Source organism: Pseudomonas kribbensis, assembly GCF_003352185.1.
Lineage (GTDB): Bacteria > Pseudomonadota > Gammaproteobacteria > Pseudomonadales > Pseudomonadaceae > Aquipseudomonas > Aquipseudomonas kribbensis.
Genome location: NZ_CP029608.1, coordinates 586,577 through 603,127, shown reverse-complemented (window position 1 = coordinate 603,127; position 16,551 = coordinate 586,577). Strand labels below are relative to the sequence as shown.

Below are 16,551 nucleotides of genomic sequence, written 5' to 3'. Positions count from 1 at the left end.
ATCGCCAGCAGGCTGGCTCCCACAGGGGACTTGTGGCGTTCACAAATCCGGTGTGGGAGCCAGCCTGCTGGCGATGGGGCCTGCACAGGCCCCACCCTTTCAGGTCAGATCAAACCTTCTTGTACAGCTGACTGCCTTCCTTCTTGAACCGCTCGGCCTGTTCCGCCAGGCCCTGGGCGACGTCCACGTCGACCGCGTCGATCCGCTGGTTGGCCGCGTATTCGCGGACTTCCTGAGTGATCTTCATCGAGCAGAATTTCGGCCCGCACATCGAACAGAAATGCGCGACCTTCGCCGAATCCTTCGGCAGGGTTTCATCGTGATACGAACGAGCGGTGTCCGGGTCCAGACCGAGGTTGAACTGGTCTTCCCAACGGAATTCGAACCGCGCCTTGCTCAAGGCGTTGTCGCGGATCTGCGCGCCCGGATGTCCCTTGGCCAGGTCCGCTGCGTGGGCGGCGATCTTGTAGGTGATGATCCCGGTCTTCACGTCATCCTTGTTCGGCAGGCCGAGGTGTTCCTTCGGCGTCACGTAGCAAAGCATCGCGCAACCGAACCAGCCGATCATCGCCGCACCGATGCCGGAGGTGATGTGGTCGTAGCCCGGTGCGATGTCGGTGGTCAGCGGGCCGAGGGTGTAGAACGGTGCCTCGTCGCAGCACTCCAGCTGCTTGTCCATGTTCTCCTTGATCAACTGCATCGGCACGTGGCCCGGGCCTTCGATCATGCATTGCACGTCGTGTTTCCAGGCGATCTTGGTCAGCTCGCCGAGGGTCTCCAGTTCGCCGAATTGCGCTTCGTCGTTGGCGTCGGCAATCGAGCCCGGACGCAGGCCATCGCCCAGCGAGAAGCTGACGTCGTAGGCCTTCATGATTTCGCAGATTTCGTCGAAGTGGGTGTAGAGGAAGTTCTCTTTGTGGTGCGCCAGGCACCACTTGGCCATGATCGAACCGCCACGGGAGACGATGCCGGTCACGCGCTTGGCGGTCAGCGGCACATAGCGCAACAGCACGCCGGCGTGGATGGTGAAGTAGTCGACGCCCTGCTCCGCTTGCTCGATCAGCGTGTCGCGGAACAGCTCCCAGGTCAGGTCCTCGGCCACGCCGTTCACTTTTTCCAGTGCCTGATAGATCGGCACGGTGCCGATCGGAACCGGCGAGTTACGAATGATCCACTCGCGGGTTTCGTGGATGTGTTTGCCGGTGGACAAGTCCATGACCGTGTCCGAACCCCAGCGAATGCCCCAGGTCAGTTTCGCCACTTCTTCTTCGATGGACGAACCCAGTGCACTGTTGCCGATGTTGCCGTTGATCTTCACCAGGAAGTTACGGCCGATGATCATCGGTTCCAGTTCGACGTGGTTGATGTTGGCCGGAATGATCGCGCGGCCACGGGCGATTTCTTCACGGACGAATTCAGGGGTGATTTCTTTCGGGATGCTCGCGCCGAAGCTGTGGCCGGCGTGTTGCTGGTTCAGCAGGCCGGCGGCACGGGCCTCTTGCAGCTTCATGTTTTCGCGGATGGCGACGTATTCCATCTCGGCGGTGATGATGCCTTTGCGCGCGTAGTGCATCTGGCTGACGTTGGCCCCGGCCTTGGCGCGGCGCGGGTTATTGACGTGGGCAAAACGCAGCTTGGTCAGCTCCGGATCGGCCAGGCGTTCCCGGCCGAAATTCGAACTCAGGCCTGGCAGGCGCTCGGTGTCGCCACGGTCGTCGATCCACGCCGAACGCACATCGCCCAGGCCTTTGCGCACGTCGATCACCACTTTCGGATCGGTGTACGGGCCGGAGGTGTCGTAGACGGTGACCGGTGCGTTGATTTCGCCGCCGAAGTCGGTCGGGGTCACATCGAGGGTGATTTCGCGCATCGGCACGCGGATGTCCGGGCGGGAGCCCTGAACGTAGACTTTTTGCGAACGGGTGAACGGTTGAACCGACTGCTCGTCGACCTTGGCCGAGTCACTCAGGTTGATCGCGTTTTTAGATTTTGTAGTCATCACGGGCTCTCCAGACAGCATCCAGGCAGTGGATTGTCGGAGCAGAACCTGAAAGGCACGGACGCACCAGGACTGGTGCTGTGCATCGTCGTCGAGCGTTCGATTGTCGAACAATTTCCCGGACGAAGCACAAGAGGACTCGCCGGGTGACGAGAAATCTTGTTCCCTACGCAGGCGCTAACCTGATCAGGTTCAACGGGATCCGAAATTATTCGATCTCAGCCTCATAGCAAGGCACCCCGACAAGAACCCGGCCAGTCTAGACACAACCGGCAAAGAACGCCAACACCGCTGCAAACACCATGATGAATGGCGCAATTGCGGCGGCCGACAGGATTGTGAGCGCTTCAATGCGCTACTACACTCGCCTTGCCCTGCTGCGCCTTGACGCTATGCGGCCCGCGCCTTACCTTTGGCGCCCGGATTATTTCCATAATATTCATGCTAGGGATCGCCTCATGCTGCGCAAACTCTCACTGGCTGTTGCCGTGTCTTGTGCGTCCAACGCAATGGTCTGGGCAGCAGAAGCGCCCTTGTCGACCAGGACCGATCTGGTCAGCGTCTATCAGGAAGCGGTCGACAACAACGCCGATCTGGCCGCCGCCCGCGCCCAGTACGGCGCCCAGAAAGAAGTGGTGCCCCAGGCCCGCGCCGGGCTGCTGCCGAACCTCTCCGGCGGCGCCGAAACCGCCAGCGTGCGCACCTCGATCGACCAGCCTTCGGCCATCGCCAACCGCAGCGCGCATTCCTATCAGGCGACCCTGGCGCAGCCGCTGTTCCGCGCCGATCGCTGGTTCCAGTACCAGGCCGCCAAGGACGTCAACGAGCAGGCCGCACTGCAACTGTCGGCCACCGAGCAGAACCTGATCCTGCAATCGGCCGAAAGCTATTTCAACGTCCTGCGCAGCCAGGACAACCTGGCCTCGACCAAGGCTGAAGAAGCCGCGTTCAAGCGCCAGCTCGACCAGTCCAACGAGCGCTTCGACGTGGGCCTGTCGGACAAGACCGACGTGCTGCAGTCGCAAGCCAGTTACGACACCGCCCGGGCCAACCGGATCGTTGCCCAGCGTCAGGTCGATGATGCGTTCGAAGCGCTGATCACCCTGACCAACCGTCAGTACAACTCGATTCAGGGCATTGTCCACACCCTGCCGATCCTGCCGCCGGCGCCGAACGACGCCAAGGCCTGGGTCGACACCGCCGCCAAACAGAACCTCAATCTGCTGGCCAGCAACTATGCGGTGAGCTCCGCCGAACAGACCTTGAAACAGCGCAAGGCCGGTCACCTGCCGACCCTCGACGCCGTGGCCAAATACGAAAAAGGCGATAACGACGCTCTCGGTTTCTCCAACCCGAGCGCCTTCGGCACGCCTTATCACGGTAACGTCGAGCAGAGCACCGTGGGCCTGCAACTGAACATCCCGATCTACAGCGGCGGGCTGACCAGCTCCCAGGTGCGCCAGTCTTACGCGCAACTGGATCAGAGCGAGCAGCAGCGCGAAAGCCTGCGCCGGCAGATCGTGGAAAACACCCGCAACCTGCACCGCGCGGTGAACACCGACGTCGAACAGGTGCAGGCGCGCCGCCAGTCGATCATCTCCAACCAGAGCGCGGTAGAAGCCACGGAAATCGGTTATCAGGTGGGGACGCGCAACATCGTCGACGTGCTCGACGCCCAGCGTCAGCTCTACACCTCGGTGCGCAACTACAACAACACCCGCTACGACTACATCCTCGACAACCTGCGCCTGAAGCAGGCGGCGGGGACGTTGAACCCGGGTGACCTGCAGGACCTGACCCGTTATTTGAAAGCCGACTACAACCCGGACAAGGACTTCCTGCCGCCGGATCTGGCCAAGGCCGCCGAAGAACAGCTCAAGGCCCGGCCTTAAACAAAAAACGCAGCCCTGAGGCTGCGTTTTTTTATGGGCGGTCGATCAACCGTCCCAGGCCATCGAGCAATCGCTGCAGCGCGCCCTGATTGCGGCGCATCACGCCCAATCCGGCTTCGGCCATGCGCTGTGCATCGCGGGGCAATTCGAACAGCCGCTGCACTTCCGTAGCCAGACCTTCGGCGTCATCCACCTCGGCCAAGGCACCGGCGCTGCGCAGTTGCGCGGCGATGTCGAGGAAGTTGAACAGGTGCGGGCCGCTGATCACCGGCTTCGCCAAGGCAGCCGGCTCCAGCAGGTTGTGGCCGCCGTTGGGCACCAGGCTGCCGCCGACGAACGCGCTGTCGGCCAAGGCATAGAGGAACAGCAACTCGCCCATGGTGTCGCCGAGCAGCACCGAGGTTGCGGCATCGACGTTGGCGCCGGTCGAACGACGCACCGTGGCAAACCCTTCGCGCTGGCACAGTTCGAACACCGAGTTGAAACGCTCCGGATGACGCGGCACCAGAATCAGCAGCGCATCGGGATGGTTGGCCAGCAAACGGCGATGGGCATTGAGCACCACCTCGTCTTCGCCTTCATGGGTGCTGGCGGCGATCCACACCGGGCGCTCCTGCGCCTGCCATTGGCCGCGCAGTTCAGCGGCGCGTTGCAGCAGTTGCGGGTCGATGGTCAGGTCGAACTTGATCGAGCCGGTGACTTCGACCGTCTCCGGGCGTGCGCCCAAATCGCGGAAGCGCTGGGCTTCGGCTTCGGTCTGCACGGCGAACAGGCTCATCTCGGCCAGCATCGGCGCGGTCAGTTTGCTGAACCGGCCATAACCCTTGGCCGAACGCTCGGACAATCGACCGTTGGCCAGCGCCACCGGAATCCCGCGTTTGGCACATTGATGAATGTGGTTCGGCCAGAGCTCGGTTTCCATGATCACGGCAAGCTTCGGCTGCACACGATCGAGAAAACGCGCCGCCGCGCAGGGCAAATCGTAAGGCAGGTAGCAATGCTGGATGCGCGGCTCGTTGTCGAACAGCGCGTGAATGCGTTCCGAACCGGTCGGCGTCATGCAGGTCACGGTGATCGGAAGCGTCGGATAACGTTGCAGCAGCGCGCGAATCATCGGCGCGGCCGCGATGCTTTCGCCCACCGACACGGCGTGAACCCAGATGCCACCGGGTTGCAATGTCGGCATGCCGTAGGAGAATCGTTCGCCAATCCGTTTGGCATACGCCGGCGCCTTGCGCGAACGCAGCCATAGCCGAATCGCCACCAATGGCAGCCCCAGGTAAAACAGCGCGGTGTAGAGAGTTCTATTCATGGCGGCGGAGTTTATCGGCTTTTGCCGCCGATCGCCCGCAGGTGTATGGCAAATCGCTCCGCCAGCCAGCGCGCCGCCGGCCCCAGCGGTTCGTCACGGCGCCAGACCAGCTCCACCACGAGCGCCGGCGGCGTCCATTCGCTGTCGAGTTCCACCATCAGGCCCTGATAGGCCGAGTACTGCACCACATGACGCGGCAGCCAGGCCCAGCCGAGGTCGCGCACCAGCCATTCGGCCATGACGTAGAAACTGTCGGCGCGCCACACCTGTGGGCTGGCCGGTTCACTGCCGGGGTAGACGCTGGTCTGGGTCGACATCAGCAGTTGCCGATGTTGCGCCAGTTGCTGGCAATTGACCCGGGATTGCGCCGCCAGCGGATGATTGACGCCACAGACCGTGACCATTTCCACACTGCCCAGCACCCGGCGCTCCAGCGCTTCGGGGATTTCATCGTGATAGAACAACAGCCCGAGATCGGCCCGGCGCTCCACCAGTTTGCGCGAAACCTCGCCCTGGGCGGCGCTGGTCAGTTGTACTTCAAGACTCGGAAACTGCTCGGCCAGCGCACCGAAGCTTTCCACCAGCGCCTGATAGGGCATCGCCTCATCCTGAGCCACGCGCAGTTGCGCTTCCTGGCCACGCACCATAGCCATGGCCCGGCCGTTCAGGCGCTCGCACTGACGCAACACTTCCCGCGCCTCTTCGAGCAAGGCGTCGCCTGCTTCGGTAAGACTCGGCTGGCGACCGCTGCTACGCTCGAACAGACTGACACCGAGGTCGTCCTCCAGCATGGCAATCGCGCTGCTGATCGCCGATTGCGCCTTGCGCTGCTGGCGCGCCACGGCGGAAAACGAACGCTGTTCGGCGACTGCCACGAACACCCGCAACTGATCCAGATTCCACTGCATGCTCATCGGCCAACCCATCTTTTAAACAGATAGGTAATGACTTTACCCCATCCGGGTACTCACTAGAATGCCGCCTCAGAAAGCAACGCTTCACACGAGGATTTGAACATGAACGCTTACGTCTATCTGGCCATCGCCATTTGCGCCGAAGTGATCGCTACCGTTTCGATGAAAGCCGTCAAAGGCTTCAGCACGCCTTTGCCGCTGGTGCTGGTCATCGTCGGCTACGCCATCGCGTTCTGGATGCTGACCCTGGTGGTGCGCAGCGTGCCGGTGGGTGTGGCCTACGCGGTGTGGGCCGGCATGGGCATCGTGATGGTCAGCGTTGCGGCGCTGTTCATCTATGGGCAGAAGCTGGACGTGCCGGCGATGCTCGGGATGGCGCTGATCGTGCTCGGTGTGGTGGTGATTCAGCTGTTCTCCAAAACCGCCGGCCATTGATTCTGACATGAGCCCTTTCAGGCACTCGCACCTGCAGGGCTCATGCCTGCCCTCTGTTGATCATCGACAAATCCCCTTTTCCCCGAGTCTGTATACTGCGCCCTCGTCTTGAACACTGAGGTCGTTGCATGCCATCTCCAATTTCCACCGACGTGCTGATTGTCGGCGCGGGTGTCGCCGGTCTCTGGCTGAACGCGCGCCTGCGCCGCCAGGGTTTCTCGACCGTGCTGGTGGAAAGCGCCAGCCTCGGTGGCGGACAGAGCGTGAAATCCCAAGGCATCATCCACGGCGGCGCCAAGTACGCGCTGCACGGCGCACTGACCGGTGCCTCGGAAGCCATCGCCGACATGCCGCGCCGCTGGCGTGAAGCCCTGGCCGGCGACGGCGAACTGGATCTGAGCGGCGTGCGTTTGCTGTCCGAAGCCCATTACCTGTGGTCGCCGGGCACCCTGGCCGGCAACCTCACCAGTTTCTTCGCCAGCAAAGCGGTGCGCGGCCGGGTCGATCAGGTCAAGGGCGACCAGTTGCCGCCGGCCCTGCAAGACAAACGCTTCAAGGGCAAGGTCTACCGTCTCGCCGAACTGGTGGTCGACGTACCGAGCGTGATCCAGCGTCTTGCCGACCTCGCCGGTGATGGCTTGCTGTCCGGCCAGAACATCGAGCCGCTGCTGGAAAGCGGCGTGCTGGTCGGCCTGAGGGTCGACGGCCGCGAGATTCGTGCCCAGCGCATCGTCCTCAGCGCCGGTGCAGGTACTGCGGCGCTGCTGGAAGCTCTCGGTCTGACGCAGCCGGCCATGCAACGCCGGCCGCTGCACATGATCATCGCCAAGGGCCCGGGCCTGAAGCCGCTGTACGCCCATTGCCTGGGTGGCGGCACAAAACCGCGCATCACCGTGACCACCCACCCGGCCGCCGACGGCCAGTGGGTCTGGTACATGGGCGGTGACATTGCCGAGTCCGAAGGCGTGGCCCGTGAGCCGGCCGAACAGATCGCCACTGCGCAAAAGGAAATCGCACAGTTGCTGCCGTGGATCGACCTGAGCAACGTGCAATGGGCGACCCTGCGGGTCGATCGCGCCGAACCGCTGCAAACCGGCCTGACCCGCCCGGACAATGCGTTCCTCGCCGAAGAAGGTCGCCTGCTGGTCGGCTGGCCAACCAAACTCGCTCTGGCACCGGACTTCGCTGACCGGGTGATCGCCTCACTGGAGCGCGACGGCATCCAGCCGAGCCACCCTGCTCCGCTGCCGGAATTGCCGAAACCACCGATGGGCGTTCCGGCCTGGGAACAACTGCTGCCATGAGCCTGCCGACCCTGCACGATCTGCATCGCCCACTGGGCAGCACCGGCCTGCTGGTTTCGCCGCTGGGCCTGGGCACCGTCAAACTCGGCCGCGACCAAGGCGTGAAATATCCCAACGGCTTCCAGATCCCTGACGACGACGCCGCACGCATGCTGCTCAAGCAGGCGCGGGAGCTTGGCATCAACCTGATCGACACCGCGCCGGCCTATGGCCGCAGCGAGGAACGCCTCGGCCCGTTGCTGCGGGGTGAGCGCAAGGATTGGGTGATCGTCAGCAAGGTCGGTGAAGAATTTGTCGACGGCCAGTCGACCCACGATTTCAGCGCCGCCCACACGCGAATGTCGGTAGAACGCAGCCTGCAACGTCTGGAAACGGATTTTATCGACCTGGTGCTGGTGCACTCCGACGGCAATGACCTGGCCATCCTCAACGACAGCGAAGTCTACGCAACCCTCGCGGCGCTGAAGGCCGAGGGCAAGATTCGCGGCTACGGCTTTTCCGGCAAAACCGTCGACGGCGGCCTCAAAGCGCTGGAGCAAGGCGACTGCGCGATGGTCACCTACAATCTGAACGAACAAAACGAGAAGGCGGTCATTGACTATGCTGCTGCCCACGGCAAAGCCATTCTGGTGAAGAAGGCCCTGGCCAGCGGTCACGTGTGCCTGAGTCCCGGCGTGGATCCGGTACGCGCCAGCTTCGAGTTGCTGTTCGCCCAGCCCGGCGTGGCCAGTGCCATCGTCGGGACAATCAATCCGCTGCACCTCGCCCATAACGTTGCGACCGTTGCCCAGGTCCTTCGTGGTCACTGACGCCGCCCCGCGGCCTTAAGCAGGAGCCGACATGCCGCGTACGCTCATCAGAAAGAACCCGAGCAACTTCAAGACGCTGCCACTGTTCGTCGAAGCGACGCCCGAAGGCCTGACGTATCAGAGCGTCGGCATGCCGCTGAATTTCGCCCAGACCCTGCAGCGGCGCAAACCGGTCAGCGTGGCCGATGCCGAGCGCTTTGCGCTGGAGCTGGCCAACCTCGGCGTCTCGGTGCGCCTGACCCTGCACTGGCAGAATCGCGATTACTGGGTGCTGGTGCGCCAGCGGCGGCAGGATCGCGGCGATGTCGTGCTCAAGCTGATTTCCGGCTACGTGCCGGCGCACGAATTGAATATCCCGTTGCACACCGCGATCCAGGAGATCGCCGAAGAATGCCTGCTGGAAACCCCGGAAGGCTGGCTCGGCGGGCGCTTCAACGACACCTGGCTGCCGGCGCCGTACGCGTCGGCGCTGCATTATCGCGAGGCCCTGCCCTTTCGCCTGACGCCGCTGTCCGGTTCGGCCCGACCGGTACGCTGCGCCAATCTGCAATTGCTCGAACGGCCACGGGCTTACGTGCACTTGCCGACCGCGTCGCTGCAATTGATCTACGACTTGCGACTGGACGTACCGAAAGAAGCCAAGAACCTCAGCCTGTTTCATGTCGATGAGCGGCTGGAAGGCGATCAACTGGTGGCCCGGCTCGACCGCAAACGGCCCGATCTGTACTTGATGCCGTTGCAGGACGGCGAACCGCTGCCCGAGCTGTATACGCTGAAGAAAGGTCAGTTGTCCCCGGCAGGCACCCGAGGCCTGTATCTGGCGGAAAGCTTCGCCCGGCAGGACGGCTGGCTGGTGCGCGATGAGCGGATTCGCTGGAAGGACTGGCTGCGCCAGCAAGGCCTGACGCCGCCACCCAAGGACACGGGGCTGGCGCGACTGCGGGGCAAGGCCAAGCAACTGCTGAAGAAGATCGTGCCGCGCAAGAAAGTGAACTCCTGAACGGCAAAAGACCGCGCCTGCGAGTGACTCCAGAGAGTCATCGCAGGTGCGGTCTTCATGTTTGCATCACTCGGACTTGCGGATTTTTTCCACAATCGCCGTGGTCGAGCTGTTTTCCACCAGCCCCAACACCTTCACGGTGCCGCCGTAGGCCTTGACGATATCGGCGCCGACAACCTGGTCGATGCCATAGTCGCCGCCCTTCACCAGCACGTCCGGCTTGACCTCGCGCAGCAGGTTTTCCGGGGTGCCTTCAGGGAAGCTGATGACCCAATCCACCGCGCCCAGCCCGGCGAGAACCGCCATGCGCCGGTCGACACTGTTGATCGGTCGGCCCGGGCCTTTCAGGCGGCTGACCGAAGCGTCGTCGTTGATCGCGACGATCAGGCGATCACCCTGGGCCCGAGCCTGCTCGAGGTAGGTCACGTGCCCGGCGTGGAGAATGTCGAAGCAGCCGTTGGTGAACACGATCTTCTCGTTGTGCGCCCGGGCATCGGCAACCGCCAGAATCAGTTGCTCCAGACCCAGCACACCGCGTTCCGAACCTTCTTCGCGCTGAATGGCGCGACGCAGTTCCGGGGCGCTGATCGCCGCCGTACCCAGTTTGCCGACCACGATGCCGGCCGCCAGGTTGGCCAGCGCCACCGCGTGCGGCAGCTCTTCGCCAGCGGCAATCGCGGCCGCCAGGGTGGAAATCACCGTGTCGCCGGCACCGGTCACGTCGAACACTTCACGGGCCCGGGCCGGCAGGTGCAGCGCCGGATGATCCGGACGCAGCAGGGTCATGCCGTGCTCGCCGCGAGTCACCAGCAGTGCGCCGAGCTCGAGGTCGTGCATCAGTTTCGCCCCCTTGCTCACCAGTTCGTGCTCATCGGCGCAACCGCCGACGATGGCTTCGAACTCGCTGAGGTTCGGGGTGATCAGGCTCGCGCCACGGTAGATCGAGAAATCCTTGCCCTTCGGGTCGGCCAGCACCGGAATGCCTTTGGCCCGGGCGGCCTGGATCAGTGCCTGATGGTTTTTCAGGGCGCCTTTGCCGTAGTCGGACAGCACCAGCACCTTGATGCCTTCCAGCAGGTCGTCGACCTGGGAAGCAAGGGCCAGGGCGTCAGTGGCGAACGGTTCTTCGAAGTCGATACGCAGCAATTGCTGGTGCCGGCTCATGACCCGCAGCTTGACGATGGTCGGCTGGTGCGCGATACGCTGGAACAAGGCGCGCACGCCCGCACCCTTGAGGCTGTTGCTCAGGCTGTCGGCAGCCTCGTCGTCACCGGTCACACCGACCAGCGACGCCGGCGCACCCAGCGCGGCAATGTTCAAGGCAACGTTGGCGGCACCGCCCGGGCGGTCTTCGATTTGCTCGACCTTTACAACCGGAACCGGCGCCTCAGGGGAAATCCGTGAGGTACCACCATGCCAGTAACGGTCGAGCATGACATCGCCGACCACCAAGACAGGGGCTTGATCGAATCGCGGCATGGACAACTTCATGGAGCAACCCACATACAAAATGAACAGGGGCGCGATATTAACACAGGGTTGGCGAAGGCTTGTGCGGCGGCTGCAACAGGATGAAACGACAGGCTTTTTTGCTCATTTTTTGCACAGGAACGACGCCAGTCGATGGCAGGCATCGACCAGCCCGACCTCGTCCGTATCGATCCGGCACTCGGCCGCCAGCGGCGCCTCGTACGGGCTGTCGATCCCGGTGAAGTCCTTGATCCGCCCTTCTCGCGCCGCCCGGTACAACCCCTTCGGATCGCGCCGGGCGCAGACTTCCAGCGAGGTGCTGACATGCACTTCAATGAAATCACCTTCGGCAAACAGCCGGCGTGCCGTATCCCGCTCGGCACGAAACGGTGAAATGGCAGCCACGATCACGATCAACCCGGCGTCCACCATCAATCGCGCCACTTCGGCGGTGCGCCGGATGTTCTCGCGCCGGCAGGCGTCACTCATGCCCAGATCACGACAGAGGCCACTGCGCAGATTGTCGCCATCGAGCAGGAACGTGTGCAGCCCGAATTGATGCAGGTGCAGCTCCAGCGCATTGGCCAGGGTCGATTTTCCGGCACCGGACAGTCCGGTCAGCCACAGGCAACGGGGGTGCTGCGTCTTCTGCGCGGCGCGCGCCTCGGCGGGAAGAGACAGCTCATAGGGACGGATCGCCGGTGGCGGAGATACTGACAGTGCCTCACTCATAACCGAGCATCTCGTAATCACGTGCATAGACTCGCCGCACCAGGCGTCGGGTGCGTTGCGTACAAAAGTCACGGGCCGGTTGCGGGTGTCGCTGCCGGGAGCTGTTGATGTGTTGCAACTGGCTGGTCAGACCCAGGCGCTCGCACACGAGGCGAAAATCCCGCTCCAGATGCTCCTGATAGCCGACAAAGTCCAGGGCGAGGCGCCCCAGTGAATCAGTGAGAAAGTCGGTTTGCGCGGCAAAGTGCAATTGTCGCCCGATTGTGTCGGCATGTAGCCAGCGTGCAACGAAGTCGTCAAAGTCGCGGTAGTGCCTGACCAGTTGCTGCGCGGCCTGATCGCGCCCGCCCAGTTCGTTGCCATGCAGGAAAGCATAGGCGGAGTAGGCGCGCTCCAGCGGATCGCGCACGAAGGTGAATTTGAATGCCGCAGCGTACTGCGCGGGAAACTGTTCTTCATACCAGTACAACGGCAAGTGACCGGGACGCCAGCCGTCGAACATCGACTCGCACACACTGCTGCCGGCGCATTTGGGGACGTGAATGAACAGACAGGAACGTTGCTCGAAAGCTTCGGGAAAGCGCAGGTTGGCCGACATGGACTTGTTCACCGCCTGTCGATCGACCACCGACAGACGCCCCAGCAGAAAAGCCCGCTGCGGCTTGGGCAGCAGTTTCCACAGATAGCGTTGCAACATGAAAGTACCCGCGCGACGGGGATGGCCCCTTCGATGGAAGTCAGAGTTCGTCAGGGAACCTTAGCAAGCGCGGTGTCGGGTTTTATGCAGGTTTGGTCAAGAAGAGTAAGTTTTTTGATACAAATCACCGGACGCATGGCGCGCCCGGTGATTTCACGGCCGCCTCAGGCGATATCTTCGGCCGGGGCATCGAGGCCCATGGCGTTCAGACGCGCGTAGTAGCCGTTCTGCGCCAGCAGTTCGCCATGAGTGCCACGCTCGACGATCCGCCCCTGGTCCATTACCAGAATCAGGTCAGCCTTCTCGATGGTCGACAGACGGTGGGCAATCACCAGCGTGGTGCGGCCCTTCATCACCTGGTCCAGTGCTGCCTGGATGTGGCGCTCGGATTCGGTGTCGAGGGCCGAGGTGGCCTCGTCGAGAATCAGTACTGGCGCATTCTTGAGCAAGGCACGGGCAATCGCCAGGCGCTGACGCTGGCCACCGGACAGCAGCACGCCGTTCTCGCCGACCTGGGTATCGAGGCCTTCGGGCAGTTGCGCGATGAAGTCCATGGCATAGGCATCACGCGCAGCTTTTTCGATATCTTCCCGGGGCGCACCGGCCAGATCGCCGTAGGCAATGTTGTTGGCCACTGTGTCGCTGAACAATGTGACGTGCTGGGTGACCTGGGCGATGTGACGGCGCAGGTTCAACAGTTTGTACTGCTCGATTTCCACACCGTCGATCAGGATTTCGCCCTTGTCGTGGTGGTAGAAGCGCGGGATCAGATTGGCCAGCGTCGATTTGCCACTGCCGGAGCGCCCCACCAGCGCCACCATCTGCCCCGGTTCGACCGAGAAGCTGATGTTGTCGAGCACCTGACGCTCGGTGCCAGGGTAGGTGAAGCTCAGGTTGCGCACGTCCAGACGACCGGTGACCGAATCGCGTTCGATCGTACCGGTATCGACTTCCGGCTCGACATCGAGTTGCTCGAAAATGCTTTCGGCACCCGCCACACCTTTCTGGATGGTCGAACTGACTTCGGACAACTGGCGAATCGGCTTGGGCAGCAGGCCAGCCAGGGTGATGTAGGCCACCATGTCGCCCGCCGAGGCATCTCCACGCAGGAACAGCACCAGGAACATCAGCACGGCCATGGCGGTGTAGATCACCAGTTGCAGCATCGGCGTGTAGATGGCGCCGGTGCGGGTCATGCGCAGTTGTTTGTCGGTATTGCTCTGGCTGGCATTGAGGAAGCGTTTCTCTTCATAGGCTTCGCCGCCGAAGCTGCGTACGACGCGATAGCCCTGGATGGTTTCCGACGCCACATGGGTCACGTCGCCCATGGCCAGCTGGATTTTCTTGCTCTGCTTGCGGAATTTCTTGCTGGCGGTGCGCACCATCACGGCGATCAACGGCAGGATCGCAACCATCACCAGTGTCAGTTTCCAGTTCATGAACAGCAGCGAAGCGAACAGGAAGATGACTGTCATGCCTTCACGGATTACGACCTTGATCGCATCTGTTGCCGCCCCCGTGACCATGGTGACGTTAAAGGTGATGCGTGAAATCAGATGACCGGAGTTATGCTTGTCGAAGTAACGGTTCGGCAGCACCAGCAGGTTGTTGAACAGCTGCACCCGCAGATCGTGCACCAGGCCCAGGGAGACCTTGGCCAGGAAATAGTTGCCCAGATAGGAGCCCAGGCCCTGCCACGCAGCGATCAGGATGATCAGCAGCGGTACGGCCTGCAGAAGCTGCAGGTCGCGCAGGTAAGGCACGGTGGGAAATAGCACTGCCTCGGGATTGGACAGACCGTCGACGAAATACTTGAGAATGTAACCGAGCATCGGCTGGGTCGATGCGAAAATCAGAAAACCGACGATGCTGATCAGGAACAGACTGATATACGGCCGGACGTAGCCGAGCAGGCGGAAGTAGATTTTCAAGCTCGAAGGGCTTGCGGCGGGACTGGAGTCGGTCATATCACGCGAAAGTCGATAAAAAGGACGCTGACTTTAGCACAGCTTCTTAAGGGTTCTGGCAATCAGGCAAAGGCTGGTATTGTTATGCGTCTTTTTCAGCATCAAATAGCCATCAACCAAATGGCCGATCAACTTCAGGATTGAATCTCACAGCATGCAACTTCGCGGCTTCAGCAGTACGTCCAGTCGAGTCTTCGATCTCATCAGCCTGTGGATTCTTCCCGTCGGCTACTTCCTGCTCCTGTGCGCGCTGTTCTTCCTGCCAGGCCGCAGCCTGCACCACAAACTGTTTTACGGTCTGTTCAGCATTCCGGCGCTGATTGCCCTGTGCCTTCGCCCCCAGGGGTTCAGGGAACTGGTGCGCGAACCGATGATCGTTGCTTTGCTGGTGTTTGTCGCCTGGGCGATGCTCAGTCTGAGCTGGGGGCCCGTCGACGGCGAGTCGTTCAGTGGCATGTTCAAGCCGCCGTTGCATACCTTGCTGCTGTTCGTCGGCTGTTACCTGCTTGTGCGGTATCGCAGCGACATTCTTGCGCCGATGTTATTTGTCGCGGCCATGGTCGCACTGATCGCCACCACCTGTTTCCTGGTCCGGTTCGCCCATCATTACGAGCCTGGCGCGCGACTGGTTGGCGGTGGCGCATTCGACAATCCCTTGCTCAGTTCCCACCTGTTCGGCTTCTTCTGTGCCTACTGGATGAGCGTCAGCATGTCGTGCAGGCATGGCCGCCTGCTCTGGCTCAGCCTGCCGGCGATGCTGGTCATGTTTGCAGCAGTCATCGCCACCGGCTCAAGAACGCCACTGGTCGCACTGACCATGGCTGCGCTGTGGCTGAGCTTCATCTGCTGGAACCGTCGCTCTCTGGTAATGCTGGGAGCCCTGGCCACCGTAGGCATCAGTGTGTTCTGCCTGTTTTCGAAGATGATCACCGAGCGTGGCGACTCGTACCGTTTCGAAATCTGGCAGATCGCCCTGCAAAAGATTGCCGAGCACCCGTGGATCGGTCATGGCTTTAACGCCGATCTGGCGATCGATCCGGGCGTCGGCTACAACTTTCAGGAACCCCACAGCTTTTTCCTGGGCGTTCTTTACTACGTCGGAATCCTCGGCTTGTTGCCATGGCTGTTTTTCCAGGCGTGGGGCTTGCTGAGCAGCTGGCGCCAGCGGGTTCAGCCGTTGCTGATCATTGCTTCCACCTGGCTGGTATTCGGCATCGGCGCCGGGTTGACCGAAGGCGGTGGCATCATTTCACGCCCCAAGGAACACTGGTTCCTGCTGTGGATTCCTCTGGCGCTGATTGCGGCACTGAGCATCAACCAGCGAGCCCGCCGCCTGCTGACCGTTCCGGTACAGAAACTGTCGGCCACCGGCCTGCAGCCATTGGCGGCCGATGCACAGGTGATCGAAGAAGACGGCCTCGGCCCCAAAGTGCTGCGCCTGACCGATGGCAGCTTCCTCAAGCTGTTCCGCCGCCGTCGCTGGTACACCTCGGGCAACTTCAACCCTTACTCCGAACGCTTCGCCATCAATAGCGAACAATTGCGCCGGATGGGCATCCCGACCCCACAGGTGCTGAACCTGTACCGCCTCGACGATGGCAGCAGCGCAGTGCACTACGCTCCACTGCCGGGCCACACCTTGCGCCAGGTACTTCAGGGCATCACCGCGCCGGCCGTGCGGCAGGCCCTGGTCGAGCGTTTCGGCAAATTCATGGCCCGCCTGCATGAGCAGGGCGTGTATTTCCGCTCGCTGCACCTGGGCAACGTTCTGGTGCTGGAGGACGGTGAGTTCGGATTGATTGACCTGGCCGACCTGCGCATCTACCCGTCCCCATTGAGCCTTTCATTGCGCCAACGCAACCTGCGTCACATGCAGCGTTACACGGAAGACAAGCGCTGGCTGTTCGAGGACCACTTCGATGCCCTGCTCCAGGGTTATTCGACGACGGCCTCACGGGCAGCTGTCGATAATCTGCACAGGCAAGTGCAACAGGGAGGCCGCCCTGCCCGGGCCCACTGA

General features: G+C 62.1%; 13 protein-coding genes and 1 riboswitch. Of the genes, 6 read left to right on the top strand and 7 right to left on the bottom strand.

What is annotated here, in order from left to right; translation table 11 throughout:
* Nucleotides 1–109: 109 nt before the first annotated feature.
* Nucleotides 110–1,999 (bottom strand): phosphomethylpyrimidine synthase ThiC, encoded by a 1,890-nt coding sequence (gene thiC, locus DLD99_RS02765; protein ID WP_114881191.1) that lies wholly within the window; start codon nt 1,997–1,999, stop codon nt 110–112.
* Between the two features lie 146 nt (nt 2,000–2,145).
* Nucleotides 2,146–2,251, bottom strand: a riboswitch (TPP riboswitch).
* Between the two features lie 206 nt (nt 2,252–2,457).
* On the opposite strand from thiC, the gene DLD99_RS02760 reads away from it, so the two are divergent.
* Nucleotides 2,458–3,891, top strand: a complete 1,434-nt coding sequence (locus DLD99_RS02760; RefSeq protein WP_114881190.1) for a TolC family outer membrane protein — start codon at nt 2,458–2,460, stop codon at nt 3,889–3,891.
* A gap of 31 nt (nt 3,892–3,922) precedes the next feature.
* On the opposite strand, the gene waaA is transcribed toward DLD99_RS02760, so the two are convergent.
* Together waaA and DLD99_RS02750 are read right to left on the bottom strand one after the other, a co-directional pair.
* A complete protein-coding gene (waaA, locus tag DLD99_RS02755) occupies nt 3,923–5,203 on the bottom strand; it encodes a lipid IV(A) 3-deoxy-D-manno-octulosonic acid transferase (RefSeq protein ID WP_114881189.1) in 1,281 nt (426 codons plus the stop codon).
* An 11-nt stretch (nt 5,204–5,214) separates the two neighbouring features.
* Entirely contained in the window at nt 5,215–6,117 is a 903-nt protein-coding gene (locus DLD99_RS02750; RefSeq protein ID WP_114881188.1) for a LysR family transcriptional regulator, read from the bottom strand.
* 102 nt (nt 6,118–6,219) lie between these two features.
* On the opposite strand from DLD99_RS02750, the gene DLD99_RS02745 reads away from it, so the two are divergent.
* The 4 genes from DLD99_RS02745 (at nt 6,220) to DLD99_RS02730 (ending at nt 9,665) form a co-directional block, all read left to right on the top strand.
* Nucleotides 6,220–6,552, top strand: coding sequence for a DMT family transporter (locus DLD99_RS02745; RefSeq protein WP_085608473.1), 333 nt, complete (start codon nt 6,220–6,222; stop codon nt 6,550–6,552).
* Nucleotides 6,553–6,680: 128 nt separating this feature from the next.
* Nucleotides 6,681–7,856 (top strand): NAD(P)/FAD-dependent oxidoreductase, encoded by a 1,176-nt coding sequence (locus tag DLD99_RS02740; RefSeq protein ID WP_114881187.1) that lies wholly within the window; start codon nt 6,681–6,683, stop codon nt 7,854–7,856.
* Nucleotides 7,853–8,665, top strand: coding sequence for an aldo/keto reductase (locus tag DLD99_RS02735; RefSeq protein ID WP_114881186.1), 813 nt, complete (start codon nt 7,853–7,855; stop codon nt 8,663–8,665). The genes DLD99_RS02740 and DLD99_RS02735 overlap by 4 nt, the downstream gene beginning before the upstream one ends.
* A gap of 31 nt (nt 8,666–8,696) precedes the next feature.
* Nucleotides 8,697–9,665: a metal ABC transporter ATPase gene (locus DLD99_RS02730; RefSeq protein ID WP_114881185.1), complete on the top strand. Its 969-nt coding sequence runs from the start codon at nt 8,697–8,699 to the stop codon at nt 9,663–9,665.
* A gap of 66 nt (nt 9,666–9,731) precedes the next feature.
* Here the strand turns inward: DLD99_RS02730 and hldE are convergent, their stop codons facing one another.
* The 4 genes from hldE to msbA all read right to left on the bottom strand — a co-directional run bounded on the left by hldE (nt 9,732) and on the right by msbA (nt 14,531).
* A complete protein-coding gene (gene hldE / locus DLD99_RS02725) occupies nt 9,732–11,156 on the bottom strand; it encodes a bifunctional D-glycero-beta-D-manno-heptose-7-phosphate kinase/D-glycero-beta-D-manno-heptose 1-phosphate adenylyltransferase HldE (protein WP_085711125.1) in 1,425 nt (474 codons plus the stop codon).
* Nucleotides 11,157–11,258: 102 nt separating this feature from the next.
* Nucleotides 11,259–11,867 carry an adenylyl-sulfate kinase gene (cysC, locus tag DLD99_RS02720; protein ID WP_114881184.1) on the bottom strand — a complete coding sequence of 203 codons (609 nt, stop codon included), beginning with the start codon at nt 11,865–11,867 and terminating at the stop codon, nt 11,259–11,261.
* A complete protein-coding gene (locus DLD99_RS02715; protein ID WP_114881183.1) occupies nt 11,860–12,564 on the bottom strand; it encodes a sulfotransferase family 2 domain-containing protein in 705 nt (234 codons plus the stop codon). Before DLD99_RS02715 ends, cysC begins: the two co-directional genes overlap by 8 nt.
* Before the next feature lie 164 nt (nt 12,565–12,728).
* Nucleotides 12,729–14,531 carry a lipid A export permease/ATP-binding protein MsbA gene (gene msbA, locus DLD99_RS02710; protein ID WP_085711122.1) on the bottom strand — a complete coding sequence of 601 codons (1,803 nt, stop codon included), beginning with the start codon at nt 14,529–14,531 and terminating at the stop codon, nt 12,729–12,731.
* Between the two features lie 154 nt (nt 14,532–14,685).
* Here msbA and DLD99_RS02705 point away from each other — a divergent pair, with 154 nt between their 5' ends.
* Nucleotides 14,686–16,551 carry a bifunctional O-antigen ligase/aminoglycoside phosphotransferase family protein gene (locus tag DLD99_RS02705; protein WP_114881182.1) on the top strand — a complete coding sequence of 622 codons (1,866 nt, stop codon included), beginning with the start codon at nt 14,686–14,688 and terminating at the stop codon, nt 16,549–16,551.

Bases quoted from the DNA above. Each gene is read 5' to 3' on its own strand.
- thiC (WP_114881191.1), bottom strand. From the start codon at position 1,999: ATGACTACAAAATCTAAAAACGCGATCAACCTGAGTGACTCGGCCAAG.
- DLD99_RS02760 (WP_114881190.1), top strand. From the start codon at position 2,458: ATGCTGCGCAAACTCTCACTGGCTGTTGCCGTGTCTTGTGCGTCCAAC.
- waaA (WP_114881189.1), bottom strand. From the start codon at position 5,203: ATGAATAGAACTCTCTACACCGCGCTGTTTTACCTGGGGCTGCCATTG.
- DLD99_RS02750 (WP_114881188.1), bottom strand. From the start codon at position 6,117: ATGAGCATGCAGTGGAATCTGGATCAGTTGCGGGTGTTCGTGGCAGTC.
- DLD99_RS02745 (WP_085608473.1), top strand. From the start codon at position 6,220: ATGAACGCTTACGTCTATCTGGCCATCGCCATTTGCGCCGAAGTGATC.
- DLD99_RS02740 (WP_114881187.1), top strand. From the start codon at position 6,681: ATGCCATCTCCAATTTCCACCGACGTGCTGATTGTCGGCGCGGGTGTC.
- DLD99_RS02735 (WP_114881186.1), top strand. From the start codon at position 7,853: ATGAGCCTGCCGACCCTGCACGATCTGCATCGCCCACTGGGCAGCACC.
- DLD99_RS02730 (WP_114881185.1), top strand. From the start codon at position 8,697: ATGCCGCGTACGCTCATCAGAAAGAACCCGAGCAACTTCAAGACGCTG.
- hldE (WP_085711125.1), bottom strand. From the start codon at position 11,156: ATGAAGTTGTCCATGCCGCGATTCGATCAAGCCCCTGTCTTGGTGGTC.
- cysC (WP_114881184.1), bottom strand. From the start codon at position 11,867: ATGAGTGAGGCACTGTCAGTATCTCCGCCACCGGCGATCCGTCCCTAT.
- DLD99_RS02715 (WP_114881183.1), bottom strand. From the start codon at position 12,564: ATGTTGCAACGCTATCTGTGGAAACTGCTGCCCAAGCCGCAGCGGGCT.
- msbA (WP_085711122.1), bottom strand. From the start codon at position 14,531: ATGACCGACTCCAGTCCCGCCGCAAGCCCTTCGAGCTTGAAAATCTAC.
- DLD99_RS02705 (WP_114881182.1), top strand. From the start codon at position 14,686: ATGCAACTTCGCGGCTTCAGCAGTACGTCCAGTCGAGTCTTCGATCTC.